The sequence below is a fragment of the Streptomyces sp. NPDC012888 genome (genome assembly GCF_042900645.1).
Taxonomy (GTDB): Bacteria; Actinomycetota; Actinomycetes; order Streptomycetales; family Streptomycetaceae; genus Streptomyces.
In genome coordinates, this window is record NZ_JBIBBM010000008.1 from 121,315 (window position 1) to 137,810 (window position 16,496).

A 16,496-nucleotide genomic window follows, 5' to 3' on the forward strand; every position below is an offset into this window, starting at 1 on the left:
AGGACCATACGGAAAGGGGAAGGCCCATGGCAGCCAGGAGCACGGTGCCGGAGGAGCACGCCGGCAACCCCGGGAACCAGGACGGCACTCCGGTCCCGCAGCGGCTGCTGGCCGTCGCCACGCGGCTCTTCGCCGAACGCGGCTACGACCGCACCTCGGTGCAGGAGATCGTCGAGGCCGCCGGGGTCACCAAGGGTGCCCTCTACCACTACTTCGGCTCCAAGGACGACCTGCTGCACGAGGTGTACGCGCGGATGCTGCGCCTCCAGCAGCAGCGGCTCGACGCGGTGGCCGGTTCCGACGCCCCGGTGGAGGACCGGCTCCGCGCCGCGGCCGCCGACGTGGTGGTGACGACCATCGAGAACCTCGACGACGCGATGATCTTCTTCCGGTCGATGCACCAGCTGAGCCCGGAGAAGTACAAGCAGGTCCGGGCCGAACGACGGCGCTACCACGAGCGTTTCCGGGCGCTGATCGAGGAGGGGCAGCGGACCGGGGTCTTCTCCACCGCCACCCCCGCGGACCTGGTGGTGGACTACCACTTCGGGTCCGTCCACCACCTCTCCACCTGGTACCGGACGGACGGCCCGCTGACCCCGCGGCAGGTCGCCGACCACCTCGCCGACCTGCTGCTGCGCGCGCTCCGTCCCTGACCCCGGCCCCGCGCGGGGCGACCGCGCGACCGGGCGACCGGCCCCGGACCCGGCCCCCGGGCCCGGTCCGACCAGCGTCCGCTCCTAGGCGTACCGCTCCAGCTCGCGCCGGGCCAGCGACCGCTGGTGCACCTCGTCCGGGCCGTCGGCCAGCCGCAGCGTGCGCGCCGCCGCCCACAGCTCCGCCAGCGGGGTGTCCTGGCTGACCCCGCCCGCGCCGTGCAGCTGCACGGCGTCGTCCAGGATCCGCACCACCGCCCGCGGCGTGGCGATCTTGATGGCCTGGATCTCGGTGTGCGCACCGCGGTTGCCGACCGTGTCCATCAGCCAGGCCGTCTTCAGGACGAGCAGCCGCAGCTGCTCCACGGTCACCCGGGCGTCCGCGATCCAGTTCCGCACCACGCCCTGCGCCGCGAGCGGCTTGCCGAAGGCCGTACGCCCCACCGCCCGCCGGCACATCAGCTCGATGGCCCGCTCGGCCATGCCGATCAGCCGCATGCAGTGGTGGATCCGGCCCGGACCGAGCCGGGCCTGGGCGATGGCGAAGCCCGAGCCCTCCTCGCCGATGAGGTTCGCGGCCGGCACCCGGGCCCCGTGGAAGACCACCTCCGCGTGCCCGCCGTGGTCGTGGTCGTGGTACCCGTACACGGTCATCGCCCGCCGGACCTCCACCCCCGGGGTGTCCCTCGGGACCAGGACCATCGACTGCTGGCGGCGGGGGTCGGCCGCTCCCGGGTCGGTCTTGCCCATCACGATGAAGACCTTGCAGTCGGGGCTCATCGCCCCGGAGATGTACCACTTGCGGCCGGTCACCACGTACTCCGAGCCGTCCGCGGACCGCTCGATCCGGGTCTCGATGTTGGTCGCGTCGGAGGAGGCGACCTCCGGCTCGGTCATGGCGAAGGCCGAACGGATCTTGGCGGTCAGCAGCGGTTCCAGCCACTGCTTCTTCTGTTCCTCGCTGCCGAACTGGGCGAGCAGCTCCATGTTCCCCGTGTCGGGGGCCGCGCAGTTGGTCGCCATCGGCGCCAGGTGCGGGCTGCGGCCGGTGATCTCCGCCAGCGGCGCGTACTGGAGGTTGGTGAGGCCCGCCCCGAGCCCGGCGTCCGGGAGGAAGAGGTTCCACAGTCCCTGCCGCCGGGCCTCGGCCCGCAGTTCGCCGAAGACGGGCGGGGTGTCCCAGGGCGAGGCCAGGCCGGCCCGCTGGCGGGCGGCCACCGCCTCCGCCGGGTACACGTGTTCCGTCATGAACGCGAGCAGCCGCTCGCGGAGTTCCACCGTGCGGGCGTCGAATGCGAAGTCCATGGGGGCGGTTCCTCAGCCTTCCTGAAGGGTGGTCAGGCCGTGCTCGATGAAGACGGGGACCAGCTCGCCGATCCGGTCGAAGCCGGTGCCGACGGTCCGGCCCAGCGTGTAGCGGTAGTGGATGCCCTCCAGGATCACCGCGAGCTTGAACCAGGCGAAGGCCGTGTACCAGGCGATGGCGGCCGTGTCCCGGCCCGAGCGGGCCGCGTACCGTTCGACCAGCTCCCCGGGGGCCGGATGCCCGGGCGCGCCGCTCGTCGTACTGACCGGGGACTCGGGCAGCCCCAGGTCCGAGCTGTACATGACCAGCAGTCCGAGGTCGGTCAGCGGGTCGCCCAGGGTGGACATCTCCCAGTCGAGCACCGCCCGGACGGTGTCGTGCCCGGCCGGGGAAGCGGCGATCAGCACGTTGTCCAGCCGGAAGTCGCCGTGCACCACGGCCGGCGCGGGGGACCGGGGGAGCGCCCGGCCCAGGGCGCCGTGCAGCTCGTCGATGCCGGGCAGCTCGCGGCTGCGGGAGGCGTCAAGCTGCTTGCCCCAGCGGCGCAGCTGCCGGTCGAGGAAGCCCTCGGGCCAGCCGAAGTCCGCCAGGCCCACCTCGGCCGGGTCCACCGCGTGCAGGTCCACCAGCGTGTCGACCAGGCCCAGCACGGCCCGCCGGGTGCGGTCGGGCCCGAGGGCGGCCAGCTGCCCGGCCGTCCGGTACGGGGTCCCGTCCACGTACTCCATCACGTAGAACGGCGCACCCAGCACCTCCGGGTCCTCGCACAGCAGCAGCGGCTCGGGCACCGGCACGGCCGTGCCGTGCAGGGCGCGGATCACCCGGTGCTCCCGCGCCATGTCGTGCGCGGTGGCCAGCACGTGGCCGAGCGGCGGCCGGCGCACCACCCACCGCCCGGTTCCGTCCGTCACCCGGTAGGTGAGGTTGGACCGCCCGCCCTCGATGAGCCGGCCGGTGAGCTCCCCGGTGACCAGGCCGGGCCGGACGCGGTCCAGGTGGCCGCGCAGCCGTTCCAGGTCGAGGCCCTCCGGACCGGCAGGGGCCTCGGGGTTCCCGTGGGACGACGGGGTCATGGGTGCGCACCTCCGGACGGAGCCGATGCTGTCGCCGCCCATCATGCCGACCAGTCGGTATGTCGTCCAGGGTGCGGGCCGGAATCCGGCCCGGCGGACCGGGAACCTGCCCGCCGCGCTCCGCGAACGAACGCCTCAGGCGTGGCAGAGGATCGGGGTGCCGCCGTTCATCACGGTCATGTCCCTCAGGACGGCCACGACGTCCAGCGGCGTCCCGTCCGGCAGCCCCTCCAGTTCCGCGTACGCCCGGTGCAGGTTGGCCACCAGCCGCTCGCTCTCCCGCCACTTCCCGAACTCGCCGGGCTCCGCCCGCCGCGCGGCCTCCAGCGGACTCAGCCCTTCCGCCCGCCCCTCGCGGGCCAGCTCGGCGACCCACCGCAGGTACCGCTCGGTGGCGTCGTACGCCGAGGGGTCCGTCAGCGGCCCGTGACCGGGTACGACGGTCTCCGCGTCGAGGTCGCGCAGCAGCTCCAGCGCCCGCAGCGAGCCGGCCAGCGAGCCCATCGCCAGGAACGGCGTGCCGCCGGCGAAGACCAGGTCCCCCGTGAACACCACCCGCTGCTCCGGGAGCCACACGACCGAGTCCCCGGTGGTGTGGGCCACGCCGGGGTGCAGGACCCGCACCTCGGTGTCACCGGCGTACAGCGTCATCCGGTCGGTGTACGTCAGGTCGGGCGGGGTGATCCGTATGTCGCCGAAGTCGGTGGCCGGCCAGATCGCCTCCAGCTGGTGGCCCGCGGCCAGCTGTTCGGCCCGCGCGTTCTCGTGCCCGAGGACGAGGGCCTCCGGGGTGAACACCGCGTTGCCGTAGGTGTGGTCACCGTGGTGGTGCGTGTTGACCACGGTCCGCGGCGGCGGGGAGCCGGAGGCGGTCACGGCGTCGCGCAGCGCCAGCGCCCGCCGTTCCGTGGCGGCGGTGTCGACCAGCAGGGTCCGGCCGCCGTCCGTCACGAAGCCCGCGTTGTTCAGGCACCAGCCGCCGTCGGGCTGTACGTAGGCGTACACCCCTGGCGCGGGCTGGACGAGGTAGGGCCGGTCGACGGTCATCTGCGCTCTCCCCGGGTCGCGTCGGCGTGCGGGCAGCATCCTGCCAGCCGCCGCGCGGACCGGGGAGAGGGGGAGCCGGGGGAGGGGGAGCCGAGGGGAGGGGAGCGTGGAGGAGGGGGCGGCGTCCCTCAGTGGTCGTCGTAGTGGCCGTCGTGCGCGGCGTGCCGGTGGCCGTCGTGGAGGTAGTCCAGGTGGTCGCCGTGCGCCACCGCCTGGTGGCCGCAGTCCTCGCCGTGCGCGTGCTCGTGCCCCTCGTGGGTGACGTGGCCCCGGGGCTCGCACTCGTCCCAGTGGCTGCCGTGCTGCCGGTGCAGGTGGCCGTCGTGCGCGTAGTCGACGTGGTCGCCGTGGGCCACCTCGGTGTGGCCGCAGCCCGGGCCGTGGGCGTGCTCGTGGGTCGGGTGTTCCTCGTGCATGGTGGTCATACGCCCGAGATTAGTGAGATCGCCCCGGTATCGCCTGTCGTGTCGGGATTGCCGGAGAACTTCAGATGATCACAGCGATGGCGAAGCCGGCCAGGGCCACCGCGCACAGCCCGCCCGCCAGCGCCGACCGGGCGGTCAGCCCGGCCGGACGCGGCACCGCGAGCGCCCGGATCCGCCGGTGCGCCACCACCAGGAAGGCCAGCCAGACCAGCACGCTGAACGCCGTCCCGGCCACCTCCACCGGAGCGCCGGAGCCGCGCACCGCCTGCCGGACCGCCAGTACGGCGGTGATCGTGCAGGTCAGGGTGGTGCGGCGCCAGGCCAGCCGGGTGCGTTCGGGCTGCAGCCCGGGATCCCGTCCGGCCTCGGCCGCCTCGGCCCCGTTCATCGCCCGTCGGTCCAGCCCATGAGCACCACCAGCACCATCGCCGCCGCCACCAGGCCCACGGCCAGCCCCAGCACCACCGGGAACCGGGACACCGGCAGGTCCTCTCCCCGCCGCATCGCCCGTTCGCACCGCACCCAGTGGTTGACCGCCCGCAGGGCGCACGCCGCGCCCGCGACCAGCAGCGCCAGCGCCATCCCCACCCGCACGCCCCAGCGCAGGTCCGGCAGGAACTGGTCCACCGCGAACCCGCCGCCCACCAGGGCCAGCGCCGTCCTGACCCAGGCCAGGAAGGTCCGTTCATTGGCCAAAGAGAACCGGTAGTCGGGCGTGTCGCCCTCCTCCCGGATCCGCTCCGGCGCGAACCAGAGGCGCACGTCCTTCACGAACTCGATCACACGTGCAATGTACGTCCCCGGCTCCGCCCCGCCGGCCCGGGACGCGTCAGGCACCCCCGGAGCCGGTGGCCCCACCGGAGCCGGTGGCCCCGCCGCGGCGGAACGCCCGCAGGCGCCGGTACGCCTCCAGCCCGTCGGGCACCCACGGCCAGGACCCGTCGGCCACCCGCCGCTCCAGTTCCGCCGGTTCCAGGAACGCGTGCCAGTCCACCTCGGACTCCTGCGGGTGCACCGGCCCCGCCCAGCGGACCTCGTGCACGTACGACCACCAGGCGCCGCCCTCGCCCTCGTACAGGAACTTGAACAGCGGCACCGGCTGCGGCAGCCCGCTCACCCCCAGCTCCTCGCCGGCCTCGCGCAGCGCCGCGGAGGCGTAGCCCTCCCCGGACCCCAGCACCCCGCCGACGAACATGTCGTAACGGGACGGGAACACCAGCTTCGACGCCGTCCGCCGGTGCGTGAACACCCGCCCCGAAGCATCGGTGACCTGCACGAACACGCAGCGGTGGAGCAACCCTTCGGCGTACACCTCCCCGCGCGGGGCCCGTCCCACGACCCGGTCCTCACGGTCGACCACGTCCAGCACTTCTTCTTCGGCTCGCACGGATCCATCCAAGCACCGGTGTTGACGGGTTACCGCCGCGTAGCCAGGATCTGCGCATGACGTACGACGCAGACGTGATCGTGATCGGGGCCGGACTGGCGGGGCTCGCCGCCGCCGCCGAGCTCGTCGACGCGGGCCGCAAGGTCATCCTGCTCGACCAGGAGCCCGAACAGTCCCTCGGCGGCCAGGCGCACTGGTCCTTCGGCGGCCTGTTCTTCGTCGACTCGCCCGAACAGCGGCGGCTGCGCATCAGGGACAGCCACGAGCTCGCCCTCCAGGACTGGTTCGGCACCGCCGGGTTCGACCGCCCCGAGGACGCCTGGCCCCGCCGCTGGGCCGAGGCGTACGTGGACTTCGCCGCCGGCGAGAAGCGGCCCTGGCTGCACGCCCAGGGCGTCCGCTTCTTCCCGGTGGTCGGCTGGGCCGAACGCGGCGGGTACGACGCCACCGGCCACGGCAACTCGGTGCCCCGCTTCCACATCACCTGGGGCACCGGCCCCGGTCTGGTCGAGCCCTTCGCCCGCCGCGTCCGGGCCGGCGCCGCCCGCGGCCTGGTCCGGCTCGCCCACCGCCACCGGGTCACCGCCCTCGGCCGTACCGCCGGTGCCGTGGACACGGTCACCGGAGAGGTCCTCGCCCCCTCCGACGCCGTCCGCGGCGCCGCCAGCAGCCGGGAGGTCACCGGCACCTTCTCCTTCCGCGCCCAGGCGGTGGTCATCGCCTCGGGCGGCATCGGCGGCAACCACGACCTGGTCCGGGCGCAGTGGCCGGACCGCCTCGGCAAGCCGCCCGCCCGGATGCTGTCCGGAGTCCCCGCCCACGTCGACGGGCTGATGCTGGGCATCGCCGAGTCCGCCGGCGCCAGCCACATCAACCGCGACCGGATGTGGCACTACACGGAGGGGATCGAGAACTGGGATCCGATCTGGGCCCGGCACGGCATCCGCATCCTCCCCGGCCCGTCCTCGCTCTGGCTGGACGCCACCGGCAAGCGGCTCCCCGTCCCCCTCTTCCCCGGCTTCGACACCCTGGGCACCCTCGACCACATCATGAAGACCGGTCACGACCACACCTGGTTCGTCCTCAGCCGGCGCATCATCGGCAAGGAGTTCGGGCTGTCCGGCTCCGAGCAGAACCCCGACCTCACGGGGAAGTCGGTCCGCGACGTCATCGACCGCGCCCGGCAGGCCGTGCCCGGCCCGGTACAGGCCTTCATGGACCGCGGCGCCGACTTCGTCGTGGAACGCGACCTGTCCGCGCTCGTCCGCCGGATGAACGAGCTGACCAAGGAGGACCTGATCGACGAGGCGCAGCTGCGCCGCGAGATCACCGCCCGGGACCGGGAGATCGCCAACCCGTTCACCAAGGACCTCCAGGTGATGGCCATCCGCGGGGCCCGCAAGTACCTCGGCGACAAGCTGATCCGCACCGCCGCCCCGCACCGGGTCCTGGACCCGAAGGCCGGCCCGTTGATCGCGGTGCGGCTGTCCGTCCTCACCCGCAAGTCCCTCGGCGGCCTGGAGACCGACCTCTCCTCCCGCGTGCTCACCCCGGACGGAGAGCCGCTCCCCGGCCTGTACGCGGCCGGCGAGGCGGCCGGGTTCGGCGGCGGGGGAGTCCACGGGTACCGCGCCCTGGAGGGCACCTTCCTCGGCGGCTGCCTCTTCTCCGGCCGCACGGCGGGCCGGGCGGCCGCCGCCGCGGTCTCCTGACCGGCGTACGCGCGGGCCGGCTCCCGGCCCGCGCGCTCACGGGCGGCTCACGGCACCAGCGCGACCACGCGGAACCGCTCCAGGACCACCTCGGTGTCGTCGTCCACCCGGAACCCCGGGTCGCCGAGCGCCTCCCTGCACTCCGCCGAGTGCCAGAACCGCTCGTGCGAGGCGCGCCATTCGGCCACCGAGGCGTACCCCTCGCCCTCGTCGGCCGCGTGCCCGGGACCGACGTCCGCCAGGCGCACCACGCGGACCTCCGTCACCTCCACGACGGCCACCACGCGCTCGTCCGAGTCGACCAGGCCGGCCCGGTCGCCGGCCGCCGGCAGCGGCTCCGCCTCCGCCTCGTACGCGGCCAACAAGCCGGTCGTGGCCGTCTTCCGCCCGCTCAGCACCGCCGCGACCAGCTCGTCGCGCAGCGGTCCGGGAAAGCCCAGCACGTACGGCGGGAGATCTTCGTGACTCGACATGGCGACACCCTAACCCGCTGGGGCGATCACCCCCGGGAGTGGCTCAACCTACCCAACTTACCCACGAAAGGAAGGAGTTGAAACGCGCCAGGCAGTGGCCTGGACCTTGACGCGGAGCTGTGCCTACCGCTTTGCTGTGCGTGATCATCCGCTCGCTTCCCGCGCGCGGCGCCCGAACCGACCACCCGCGTCCTGAAGGGAACACCGCGGATGTCCCCGCCTCCGCCGCCCCTCGGCCGCGCCCGCAAGCGGGACGCCCAGCTCTTCGACCCGGCCCTGTGCGACACCGAACTCGTCGACGTCCGCGCCCGGTTCACCCAGGGCCGCTGGAGCAGCGTCCGCTCCCTCCTCGTCGCCACCGGCGACGACTGGGACCGCCGCGGCCACCGCCTCGTCGTCCTCGCCCAGACCCCGGCCGCCACCGCCTGGGCCCGGGAATGGCTCCTCGCCGAACCCGAGAGCGCCGACGCCGCCACCCTGCTCGCCTGCGCCTCCGTCTTCACCGCGCTGCGCCGCAAGGGCGCGCCCGAGGACGCCGACGAGGCCTGCCGGCGGGCCGCCGCCCTGCTGCCCGCCGACCCCACCCCGTGGCTGGCCCTGCTCATGCTCAGCCGCGCCTTCGGCAGCGAGGAGGAGTTCAGCCGCCACTTCGACCAGGTCCGCGCCCGCCACCGCGAGCACCACCACGCGCACCACCTCATGGTCGCCCGGCTCGCCGAACGCACCCCCGGCGCCGGACACGACCCCCTCCACGAGGTGTACGACTTCGCCGCCTGGGCCGCCGAGGAATGCCCGGCCGACTCCCCGCTCGCCGTCCTGCCCGTCATCGCCCACGCCGAGCGCTACCGCGTCCTCGCCGCGACCGGCCCCCTCACCGCCGACGCCACCGCCGAGCACTGGTCCGGCCGCCGCGCCCGCCAGGTACTGCGCTCCGCCTTCGACTGGTGGCTCGAATGGGAACGCGAGGACCACCCCCGCAACCGGGTCGACCTCAACTTCCTCGCCCACGCCAAGCTCTGCGAGGGCCGCCCCGCCGAAGCCGCCGCCCTCTTCCACCGCATCGGGCGGCACGCCACCCGCGCCCCCTGGTCGTACCCCGACCTCGACCCGCAGAAGGCCTTCCTCGCCGCGCGCAGCGCCGCGCTCGGCTCCGCCTGACCCCGGCCCCTCCCCAAGACTCCCGAAAGGACCCCGCCATGGCGACGGGCAGACCCGCCACGCTCGATCCAGCGGCCGAGATCCGCACCTACAAGGGCCAGGACCGGGCCCTGCGCGCCGACCGGCTGGGCACCGCCGGCCTGCTGCTCTCCGTCCTCGCCGCCAGCGCCCCCCTGATGGTGGTCGCCGGAGTGATGCCGACCACCTTCGGCGTCATGGGCGTCGTCGGGCAGCCCCTGCTCTTCGTCATCCTCGGCATCGTCCTCGCCCTCTTCGGCATCGGCTACGCCGAGATGAGCCGGCACGTCCACAACGCCGGAGCCCTCTACGCCTACATCGCCCGCGGCCTCGGCCCCACCGCGGGCGTCGGCGCCTCCGTCGTCGCCCTGGTCGCCTACAGCGCCATGCAGGTCGGCGTCTACGGCATCCTCGGCTTCGAGATCTCCGGCCTCTTCGCCACCTACCTCGGCACCGAGCTCGCCTGGTGGATACCGGCCCTGCTGGCCGTCGCCGTCACCGGTGCCCTCGGCTGGCTCAAGATCGACCTCAACGCCCGGGTCCTGGGCGTGCTCCTCCTCGTCGAATGCGCCCTCGTCGTGATCTTCGACGTCGCCGCCCTCGCCAAGCCCGGCCCCGAGGGCGTCTCCCTCCACGCCTTCGACCCGGCGACCCTCTCCGGCGCCGGCCTCGGCACCGCCCTGTGCTTCTGCATCGCCGCCTTCGTCGGCTTCGAGCAGTCCCCGGTCTACGCCGAGGAGACCAGCAAGCCGCACATCGTCGTCTCCCGCGTGATGTTCCTCGCCATCGGCTTCGTCGCCGTCTTCTTCGCCGTCAGCGCCTGGGCGCTCACCGTGGCCACCGGCCCCTCCCGCGTCGTCGCGACCTCCGCGGAGAACGGCCCCGGCCTGCTGTTCGCCCTCACCGAGACCCGGCTCGGCACCACCTTCACCGACGTCCTGCACGTGCTGTTCGTCACGGGCATGTTCGCGGCCATGCTCAGCTTCCACAACGTGGTCGCCCGCTACGCCTTCGCCATGGGCCGCGAGGGCCTGCTGCCCGCCGCCTTCGGCCGCACCAACGCCGGCACCGGCGCCCCCGGCACCGGATCGCTCCTGCAGACCGCCGTGGCCGCCCTCGTCGTCATCGCCTTCGCCCTCGCCGACGACAAGCCCACCGGCGACCCCACCGCCCCCGTCCTGCACCTCTTCACCTGGATGGGCAGCGTCGGGGCCCTCGGCGTGACCCTGCTCATGTCCGCCGCCTCCTTCGCCGTCATCGCCTTCTTCGTACGCCGCGGCACCGCCGCCGCCCAGAAGTGGCGGCTGGCCGCCGCCGGCGCCGCCGGCCTCGCCCTGCTCGCGATAGTCGTCTACACCGTCAAGGACTTCGGCGTCCTCGTGAACGCCGGCGAGGGCTCCGCACTCGGCCGGATCCTGCCGGGCATCATCGCCGCCGCCGCCGTCATCGGCCTCGGCTACGGACTCCTGCTGCGCCGTAGGCGCCCCGAGACCCACGCCCGCATCGGGCTCGGGAACGAAGCCTTCCGCCTGGAACAGGCCGCAGCCGAAGGCCGCGACTGACCTTCCCACCGGGCTTGGAACAGGCCCCCGGCACCCCTTTCCAAGGGCGCCGGGGGCCTTCGCTTTCGATGGCCGGTTTGGGCCCCCGCTGACCGGCGTGGTCTCCTATGGCGACCAAAAACATCCGGAACGCGGCAGAGGGGACACCACCGAAGGCCCCCGCGCCCCGCTCCGGCCTGCCTGTCCCACCCACGAAGGCGAAGTCATACATGAGTGACCGCACCCTGACGAAGGCCTCGGCCGCGTCGCCGTCGCCGAGCGCGCACGTCGACGCCGGTGACGAGGGCTACAGCAAGGACCTCAAGTCCCGCCACATCAACATGATCGCGATCGGCGGAGCGATAGGCACCGGCCTGTTCCTCGGCGCCGGCGGCCGCCTCGCCGGGGCCGGGCCCTCCCTCGCGATCGCCTACGCGGTGTGCGGCGTCTTCGCCTTCTTCGTCGTCCGGGCACTCGGCGAGCTCGTGCTCTACCGGCCCTCCTCCGGAGCCTTCGTCTCCTACGCCCGCGAGTTCATGGGCGAGAAGGGCGCCTACACGGCGGGCTGGCTGTACTTCCTGAACTGGTCGACCACCACCGTGGCCGACATCACGGCCGCCGCCGTCTTCGCCCAGTACTGGTCCGCGTTCAGCGACGTCCCGCAGTGGCTCCTCGCCCTGATCGCCCTCTCCGTGGTCCTGGCCGCCAACCTGATCTCGGTGAAGTACTTCGGCGAGATGGAGTTCTGGTTCTCGATCATCAAGGTCAGCGCCCTGGTGGTCTTCATGGCCGTGAGCATCTACCTGGTCGCCACCAGCCACCCCATCGACGGCCACGTCCCCGGCATCTCCACCGTCTTCGACAACGGCGGCCTCTTCCCGACCGGCGTCCTCCCGATGCTCCTCGTGATCCAGGGCGTCGTCTTCGCCTACGCCTCCGTCGAGCTGTGCGGCGTCGCCGCCGGCGAGACCGAGAACCCCGAGAAGATCATGCCGAAGGCGATCAACTCGATCATGTGGCGCGTCGGCGTCTTCTACGTCGGCTCGGTGGTCCTCCTCGGCCTCCTGCTGCCGTACACCGCGTACTCCGCCGACCAGAGCCCCTTCGTCACCGTCTTCGACAAGCTCGGCATCCCCGGCGCCGCGGGCATCATGAACCTGGTCGTCCTCACGGCCGCCCTGTCCTCCCTGAACTCCGGCCTGTACTCCACCGGCCGCATCCTGCGTTCCATGGCGATGTCCGGCTCCGCGCCGAAGTTCACCGCCCGCATGAACAAGGGCAAGGTCCCGTACGGCGGCGTCCTGTTCACCGCCGCCTTCGGCATCGCCGGCGTGGTCCTCAACAAGTTCATGCCCGGCGAGGCCTTCGAGATCGTGCTCAACCTCGCCTCCCTCGGCATCCTGGGCACCTGGGGCATGGTCATGCTCTGCTCGCTGTTCTTCTGGCGCCGCGCCAAGGACGGCCTGGTCGAGCGCCCCGCCTACCGCCTGCCCTGGGCCCCCTACACCCAGATCGTCACCCTCGGCTTCCTGGTGACCGTGCTGGTGCTGATGTGGAGCGACGGCGGCGTCGGCCGCTGGACCGTCTCCATGCTCCCGGTCATCGCCGCGGGCCTGGTCGTCGGCTGGTTCTGCGTCCGCAGGCGCGTCGCCCGCATCGCCGCCGAACGCGGCTGACGGCCCGCGCCCCGTACGCGGAGGGCCCCGGCCCCGGGAGACACCCGGGTCCGGGGCCCTCCGCGTACGCCCGCCGCCGCTCCGGTGCGCGCCGCCGCGGAAACACGAAGGAACCCCAGACCGATCAGCTCGATCTGGGGTTCCGCTGGTGTCCGAGGGGGGACTTGAACCCCCACGCCCGATAAAGGGCACTAGCACCTCAAGCTAGCGCGTCTGCCATTCCGCCACCCGGACAAGGTGTCTGTCTCGCGTCCCTCGCGGGCCGTTCCGACGAAGAGAACATTACCAGGGTTTCGGAGTGCCTCGATCAGGTGCCCGGGAGGCCGGGGAGGGCCCCTTGGGGAGCGGCGCCCCCGGCGGGAGGATGGGGGACGTACATCCGATCAGTGGGAGGAAGCAGCGTGAGCGAGTCGAGCGCGGGCAGGACCGTCACCGGCGAGGACGAGGTCGTCGACCTCTGCCGGGACCTCATCCGGATCGACACCAGCAACTACGGGGACCACTCCGGCCCCGGCGAGCGGAAGGCCGCCGAGTGGGTGGCCGAGAAGCTCGCCGAGGTGGGCCTGGAGCCGCAGATCTTCGAATCCCACAAGGGCAGGGCCTCCACGGTGGCCCGGATCGAGGGCGAGGACCCCTCCCGGCCGGCCCTGCTGATCCACGGCCACACCGACGTGGTCCCGGCCAACGCGGCCGACTGGACGTACGACCCCTTCGCCGGCGAGATCGCCGACGGCTGCCTGTGGGGGCGCGGCGCGGTCGACATGAAGGACATGGACGCGATGACCCTGGCGGTCGTGCGCGACCGGCTGCGCAGCGGCCGCAAGCCGCCCCGTGACATCGTGCTGGCCTTCCTGGCCGACGAGGAGGCCGGAGGGGTGTACGGCGCCCGTCACCTGGTGGACAAGCACCCCGGGCTGTTCGAGGGCGTGACGGAGGCGATCGGGGAGGTCGGCGGCTTCTCCTTCACGGTCAACGAGAACCTTCGGCTGTACCTCGTCGAGACGGCCCAGAAGGGCATGCACTGGATGCGGCTGACCGTGGACGGCACCGCCGGACACGGCTCCATGACCAACGAGGACAACGCGATCACCGAGCTCTGCGAGGCCGTGGGCCGGCTGGGCCGGCACAAGTTCCCGGTCCGGGTCACGAAGACCGTGCGGTCCTTCCTGGACGAGCTCTCCGACGCCCTGGGCACCCCTCTCGACCCGGAGGACATGGACGCGACCCTGGCGAAGCTGGGCGGCATCGCCAAGATCATCGGCGCCACCCTGCGGAACACCGCCCAGCCGACCATGCTCGGCGCCGGCTACAAGGTCAACGTCATCCCCGGCCAGGCCGTGGCACACGTGGACGGCCGCTTCCTGCCCGGCTACGAGGACGAGTTCCTCGCCGACCTGGACCGGATCCTGGGCCCGCGGGTCAGGCGGGAGGACGTGCACGGGGACAAGGCCCTGGAGACGGACTTCGACGGCCGCCTGGTCGACGCCATGCAGACCGCGCTGAAGGCCGAGGACCCGATCGCGCGGGCCGTGCCGTACATGCTCTCCGGTGGCACCGACGCCAAGTCCTTCGACGACCTGGGCATCCGCTGCTTCGGCTTCGCGCCGCTCCAGCTGCCGCCGGAGCTCGACTTCGCCGGGATGTTCCACGGCGTGGACGAGCGGGTCCCGGTGGACGGCCTGAAGTTCGGCGTCCGGGTGCTGGACCGTTTCCTCGACGACTGCTGACGGGAATCGCGAGCGTGTGCGCCTCTCACTGGGAAGAGTGAATGCGCTCATACGCTCGTAGCCCCGGTGGGAACTCCTCGTTACAGGTGGTGCGGTCCGCGGCTGGGACCGCATTGTCTACTAGGAGGAACAATGCTCAAGAAGGTTGTCGCCGCTGCGGCTGCCACCGGTGGCCTGGTTCTCGCGGGTGCCGGCCTCGCCGTCGCCGACGCCGGTGCCCAGGGTGCGGCCGTCGGCTCCCCCGGCGTCCTGTCCGGCAACGTCGTCCAGGTTCCGGTCCACATCCCGGTGAACGTGTGCGGCAACACCGTCAACGTCATCGGCCTGCTGAACCCGGCCTTCGGCAACACCTGCGTCAACGCCTGACGCTGACGTTCCGACGTCACTGGCCCCGGAGCGCGATCCAGCGTTCCGGGGCCGCTGGGTTTCTCACACACGGACAGCAGGGGGAGTAGTGCAGGAGCGGAAGCTCGCGGTCACCAGGAAGGCCTTCGTCACGGTGGCCGCCGCGGGCGGCGTGCTCGCGCTGGGCGGGGGATACGCGCACGCGGACGCCGGCGCCACCGGCCGGGCCGCGAACTCGCCGGGCATCCTGTCCGGCAACCAGGTCCAGGCGCCGGTGCACGCGCCGGTGAACGCCTGCGGCAACACCGTGACGGTGGTGGGCGGCCTGAACCCGGCGTTCGGCAACCACTGCCTGAACGCGGGGCAGGGCAAGCCGGGCAAGCCGGGCAAGCCGAAGCCGAGGCCCGGCAAGCCGGGCCACCCGGGGCATCCCGGGAACCCGGGCACTCCGGGGCACCCGGGACACCCGGGACACCCGGGTGAGCCGTGCGAGCCGGGGCACCCCGGTCACCCGGGGAACCCTGGCAACCCCGGTAACCCGGGTAACCCGGGTCACCCCGGGAACCCTGGCAACCCCGGTAACCCTGGGAACCCCGGTAACCCCGGTAACCCCGGTAACCCGGGGAACCCGGGCAACCCGGGCAACCCGGGCAACCCCGGTAACCCGGGTAATCCCGGTAACCCTGGGAACCCGGGCAACCCGGGCAACCCCGGCAATCCGGGAAACCCGGGTCACCCCGGGAACCCTGGCAACCCCGGTAATCCTGGGAACCCGGGTAACCCTGGGAACCCGGGCAATCCTGGCAATCCCGGTAACCCGGGTGGGCCCGGGCAGCCCGGTGGGGGTCTGGAGCCCGGGGGCAACGGGCCCGGTGGGCGCGGGGTGCACGGTGGGCCCGGGCTGGCCGAGACGGGCACCCACGACGGCGTGCTGACCGCGGGCCTGCCGCTCGCGGGCGGCCTGCTGCTGGCCGGGAGCGTGCTCTACCGGCGGGCGCGCGGCTCCGCCTGACGGGCGCGGAACGAGGCGGGGCCCCGGGTCGAACCCGGGGCCCCGTCTCACCAGGTGGCCCGGACCTGACGGATGATCCGCCGCCGCAACCGCACTCTGCGGCTGCCGTCACGGCGCAGCGACAGCCGGTCCAGCTCCCAGTTCCCGTACTCGGCATGGTCGGTCAGCAGCCGGGTCGCCTCCTTGCGGGAGACCCCCCGGGGTACGTACACGTCGACAAATTCGTATTCCGGCATCGAATCTATTGTGCGGGCACCGGCCCCCTCCGGATAGCGTCTGCACTATGTCTGATGCCGCTCTGCCCTCCGTTGCCGAGGTACGCGCCGCCGCCGAGGCGGTCAAAGCCGCGCTTGACCGACACCTCGCGGCGGTCGAGCGCAGGTCCGGGGAGGACGACCCGGAGGTCCACGCCGCGTTCAACGAACTGGCCGTCGCGGCCGAGGAGTACGACGAACTGATCTACGAGCGCTACGACGAGGTCACCCCCTTCGAGATCCCGTCCGGTGACGACCGCGTCCCGTACACGGGCCCGGCCGAGCCGACGGCCTTCAGCATCCTCATCCGGCGGGACTACGCGGTGGCCGAGCCGCAGCGTCTGATCGCCCAGGCGGAACGTGTCGCCGCCCACGACCGCGACGCCGAACTCGTCGACGGGGGCGGCACGGCGGGCGCCCTCGGCGTCCTCTTCGGGGAGTACGAACCGGACGAAATCGCGTCCCGCGCCTCCGAGTTCGGGCTGGAGGAGGGCGACTCCACGCTGTGGGTCGCGGTGACGGAGGAGGCCCCGGAGCCGGGGGAGTGGCTGGGCGCCCCCTTCGACCAGGCCGATCCGGAGCACGTGCTGCACCGGTTCGACGTCAGTACCGTCTTCGACGACGAGTTCGACGAGCTCGAACCGCACCACTGAGCGGCGGGCGCGAACGGGGCCGGGAGCACACCGCTC

General features: G+C 72.8%; 18 protein-coding genes, 1 tRNA gene and 1 pseudogene. 10 read left to right on the forward strand and 10 right to left on the reverse strand.

Annotated features, from left to right (window positions below):
• Positions 1-26 precede the first annotated feature (26 nt).
• The gene (locus tag ACFY61_RS16415) at positions 27-653 is read left to right on the forward strand and encodes a TetR/AcrR family transcriptional regulator (RefSeq protein WP_389472310.1); all 627 of its coding nucleotides are present in this window, start codon (positions 27-29) and stop codon (positions 651-653) included.
• Between the two features lie 84 nt (positions 654-737).
• On the opposite strand, the gene ACFY61_RS16420 is transcribed toward ACFY61_RS16415, so the two are convergent.
• The 7 genes from ACFY61_RS16420 to ACFY61_RS16450 all read right to left on the reverse strand — a co-directional run bounded on the left by ACFY61_RS16420 (position 738) and on the right by ACFY61_RS16450 (position 5,891).
• Positions 738-1,958, reverse strand: coding sequence for an acyl-CoA dehydrogenase family protein (locus ACFY61_RS16420; protein ID WP_389472313.1), 1,221 nt, complete (start codon positions 1,956-1,958; stop codon positions 738-740).
• Between the two features lie 12 nt (positions 1,959-1,970).
• A complete protein-coding gene (locus tag ACFY61_RS16425; RefSeq protein ID WP_389472315.1) occupies positions 1,971-3,032 on the reverse strand; it encodes a phosphotransferase family protein in 1,062 nt (353 codons plus the stop codon).
• A gap of 135 nt (positions 3,033-3,167) precedes the next feature.
• Positions 3,168-4,079 carry an MBL fold metallo-hydrolase gene (locus ACFY61_RS16430; RefSeq protein WP_389472317.1) on the reverse strand — a complete coding sequence of 304 codons (912 nt, stop codon included), beginning with the start codon at positions 4,077-4,079 and terminating at the stop codon, positions 3,168-3,170.
• 128 nt (positions 4,080-4,207) lie between these two features.
• The gene (locus ACFY61_RS16435; RefSeq protein ID WP_389472320.1) at positions 4,208-4,504 is read right to left on the reverse strand and encodes a hypothetical protein; all 297 of its coding nucleotides are present in this window, start codon (positions 4,502-4,504) and stop codon (positions 4,208-4,210) included.
• Between the two features lie 61 nt (positions 4,505-4,565).
• Entirely contained in the window at positions 4,566-4,892 is a 327-nt protein-coding gene (locus ACFY61_RS16440; protein WP_389472322.1) for a DUF202 domain-containing protein, read from the reverse strand.
• On the reverse strand, positions 4,889-5,287 hold the full coding sequence (locus ACFY61_RS16445; RefSeq protein ID WP_389472325.1) for a YidH family protein: 399 nt from the start codon (positions 5,285-5,287) through the stop codon (positions 4,889-4,891). Before ACFY61_RS16445 ends, ACFY61_RS16440 begins: the two co-directional genes overlap by 4 nt.
• Positions 5,288-5,333: 46 nt before the next feature.
• Positions 5,334-5,891, reverse strand: a complete 558-nt coding sequence (locus ACFY61_RS16450) for an NUDIX hydrolase (protein ID WP_389472327.1) — start codon at positions 5,889-5,891, stop codon at positions 5,334-5,336.
• 56 nt (positions 5,892-5,947) lie between these two features.
• On the opposite strand from ACFY61_RS16450, the gene ACFY61_RS16455 reads away from it, so the two are divergent.
• Positions 5,948-7,603 (forward strand): FAD-binding dehydrogenase, encoded by a 1,656-nt coding sequence (locus tag ACFY61_RS16455; protein ID WP_389472330.1) that lies wholly within the window; start codon positions 5,948-5,950, stop codon positions 7,601-7,603.
• Positions 7,604-7,650: 47 nt separating this feature from the next.
• Here ACFY61_RS16455 and ACFY61_RS16460 read toward each other — a convergent pair whose 3' ends face one another.
• Complete coding sequence (locus ACFY61_RS16460; RefSeq protein ID WP_389472332.1) at positions 7,651-8,076, reverse strand: ASCH domain-containing protein; 426 nt, start codon at positions 8,074-8,076, stop codon at positions 7,651-7,653.
• A 210-nt stretch (positions 8,077-8,286) separates the two neighbouring features.
• Between ACFY61_RS16460 and ACFY61_RS16465 the strand changes: the two genes are divergently transcribed.
• The 3 genes from ACFY61_RS16465 to ACFY61_RS16475 all read left to right on the forward strand — a co-directional run bounded on the left by ACFY61_RS16465 (position 8,287) and on the right by ACFY61_RS16475 (position 12,469).
• A complete protein-coding gene (locus tag ACFY61_RS16465; protein WP_389472335.1) occupies positions 8,287-9,234 on the forward strand; it encodes a hypothetical protein in 948 nt (315 codons plus the stop codon).
• A gap of 38 nt (positions 9,235-9,272) precedes the next feature.
• Complete coding sequence (locus tag ACFY61_RS16470) at positions 9,273-10,814, forward strand: APC family permease (RefSeq protein ID WP_389472337.1); 1,542 nt, start codon at positions 9,273-9,275, stop codon at positions 10,812-10,814.
• Positions 10,815-11,023: 209 nt separating this feature from the next.
• The gene (locus ACFY61_RS16475; RefSeq protein WP_389472340.1) at positions 11,024-12,469 is read left to right on the forward strand and encodes an amino acid permease; all 1,446 of its coding nucleotides are present in this window, start codon (positions 11,024-11,026) and stop codon (positions 12,467-12,469) included.
• Between the two features lie 146 nt (positions 12,470-12,615).
• Here the strand turns inward: ACFY61_RS16475 and ACFY61_RS16480 are convergent.
• Positions 12,616-12,703 (reverse strand) — tRNA-Leu (locus ACFY61_RS16480).
• A 167-nt stretch (positions 12,704-12,870) separates the two neighbouring features.
• On the opposite strand from ACFY61_RS16480, the gene ACFY61_RS16485 reads away from it, so the two are divergent.
• The 4 genes and pseudogenes from ACFY61_RS16485 to ACFY61_RS16500 all read left to right on the forward strand — a co-directional run bounded on the left by ACFY61_RS16485 (position 12,871) and on the right by ACFY61_RS16500 (position 15,553).
• Complete coding sequence (locus ACFY61_RS16485; RefSeq protein ID WP_389472342.1) at positions 12,871-14,196, forward strand: M20/M25/M40 family metallo-hydrolase; 1,326 nt, start codon at positions 12,871-12,873, stop codon at positions 14,194-14,196.
• Between the two features lie 132 nt (positions 14,197-14,328).
• Positions 14,329-14,562 carry a chaplin ChpH gene (chpH, locus tag ACFY61_RS16490; protein WP_389472345.1) on the forward strand — a complete coding sequence of 78 codons (234 nt, stop codon included), beginning with the start codon at positions 14,329-14,331 and terminating at the stop codon, positions 14,560-14,562.
• A gap of 151 nt (positions 14,563-14,713) precedes the next feature.
• Positions 14,714-14,839 (forward strand): annotated as a pseudogene (locus ACFY61_RS16495) (chaplin); the annotation flags it as partial.
• Between the two features lie 585 nt (positions 14,840-15,424).
• The gene (locus ACFY61_RS16500; RefSeq protein ID WP_389472747.1) at positions 15,425-15,553 is read left to right on the forward strand and encodes a hypothetical protein; all 129 of its coding nucleotides are present in this window, start codon (positions 15,425-15,427) and stop codon (positions 15,551-15,553) included.
• Positions 15,554-15,600: 47 nt separating this feature from the next.
• Here ACFY61_RS16500 and ACFY61_RS16505 read toward each other — a convergent pair whose 3' ends face one another.
• Entirely contained in the window at positions 15,601-15,789 is a 189-nt protein-coding gene (locus ACFY61_RS16505; protein ID WP_389472348.1) for a DUF5703 family protein, read from the reverse strand.
• A gap of 47 nt (positions 15,790-15,836) precedes the next feature.
• Here ACFY61_RS16505 and ACFY61_RS16510 point away from each other — a divergent pair, with 47 nt between their 5' ends.
• Positions 15,837-16,460, forward strand: coding sequence for a hypothetical protein (locus ACFY61_RS16510; RefSeq protein ID WP_389472350.1), 624 nt, complete (start codon positions 15,837-15,839; stop codon positions 16,458-16,460).
• The last annotated feature ends 36 nt before the right edge of the window (positions 16,461-16,496 follow it).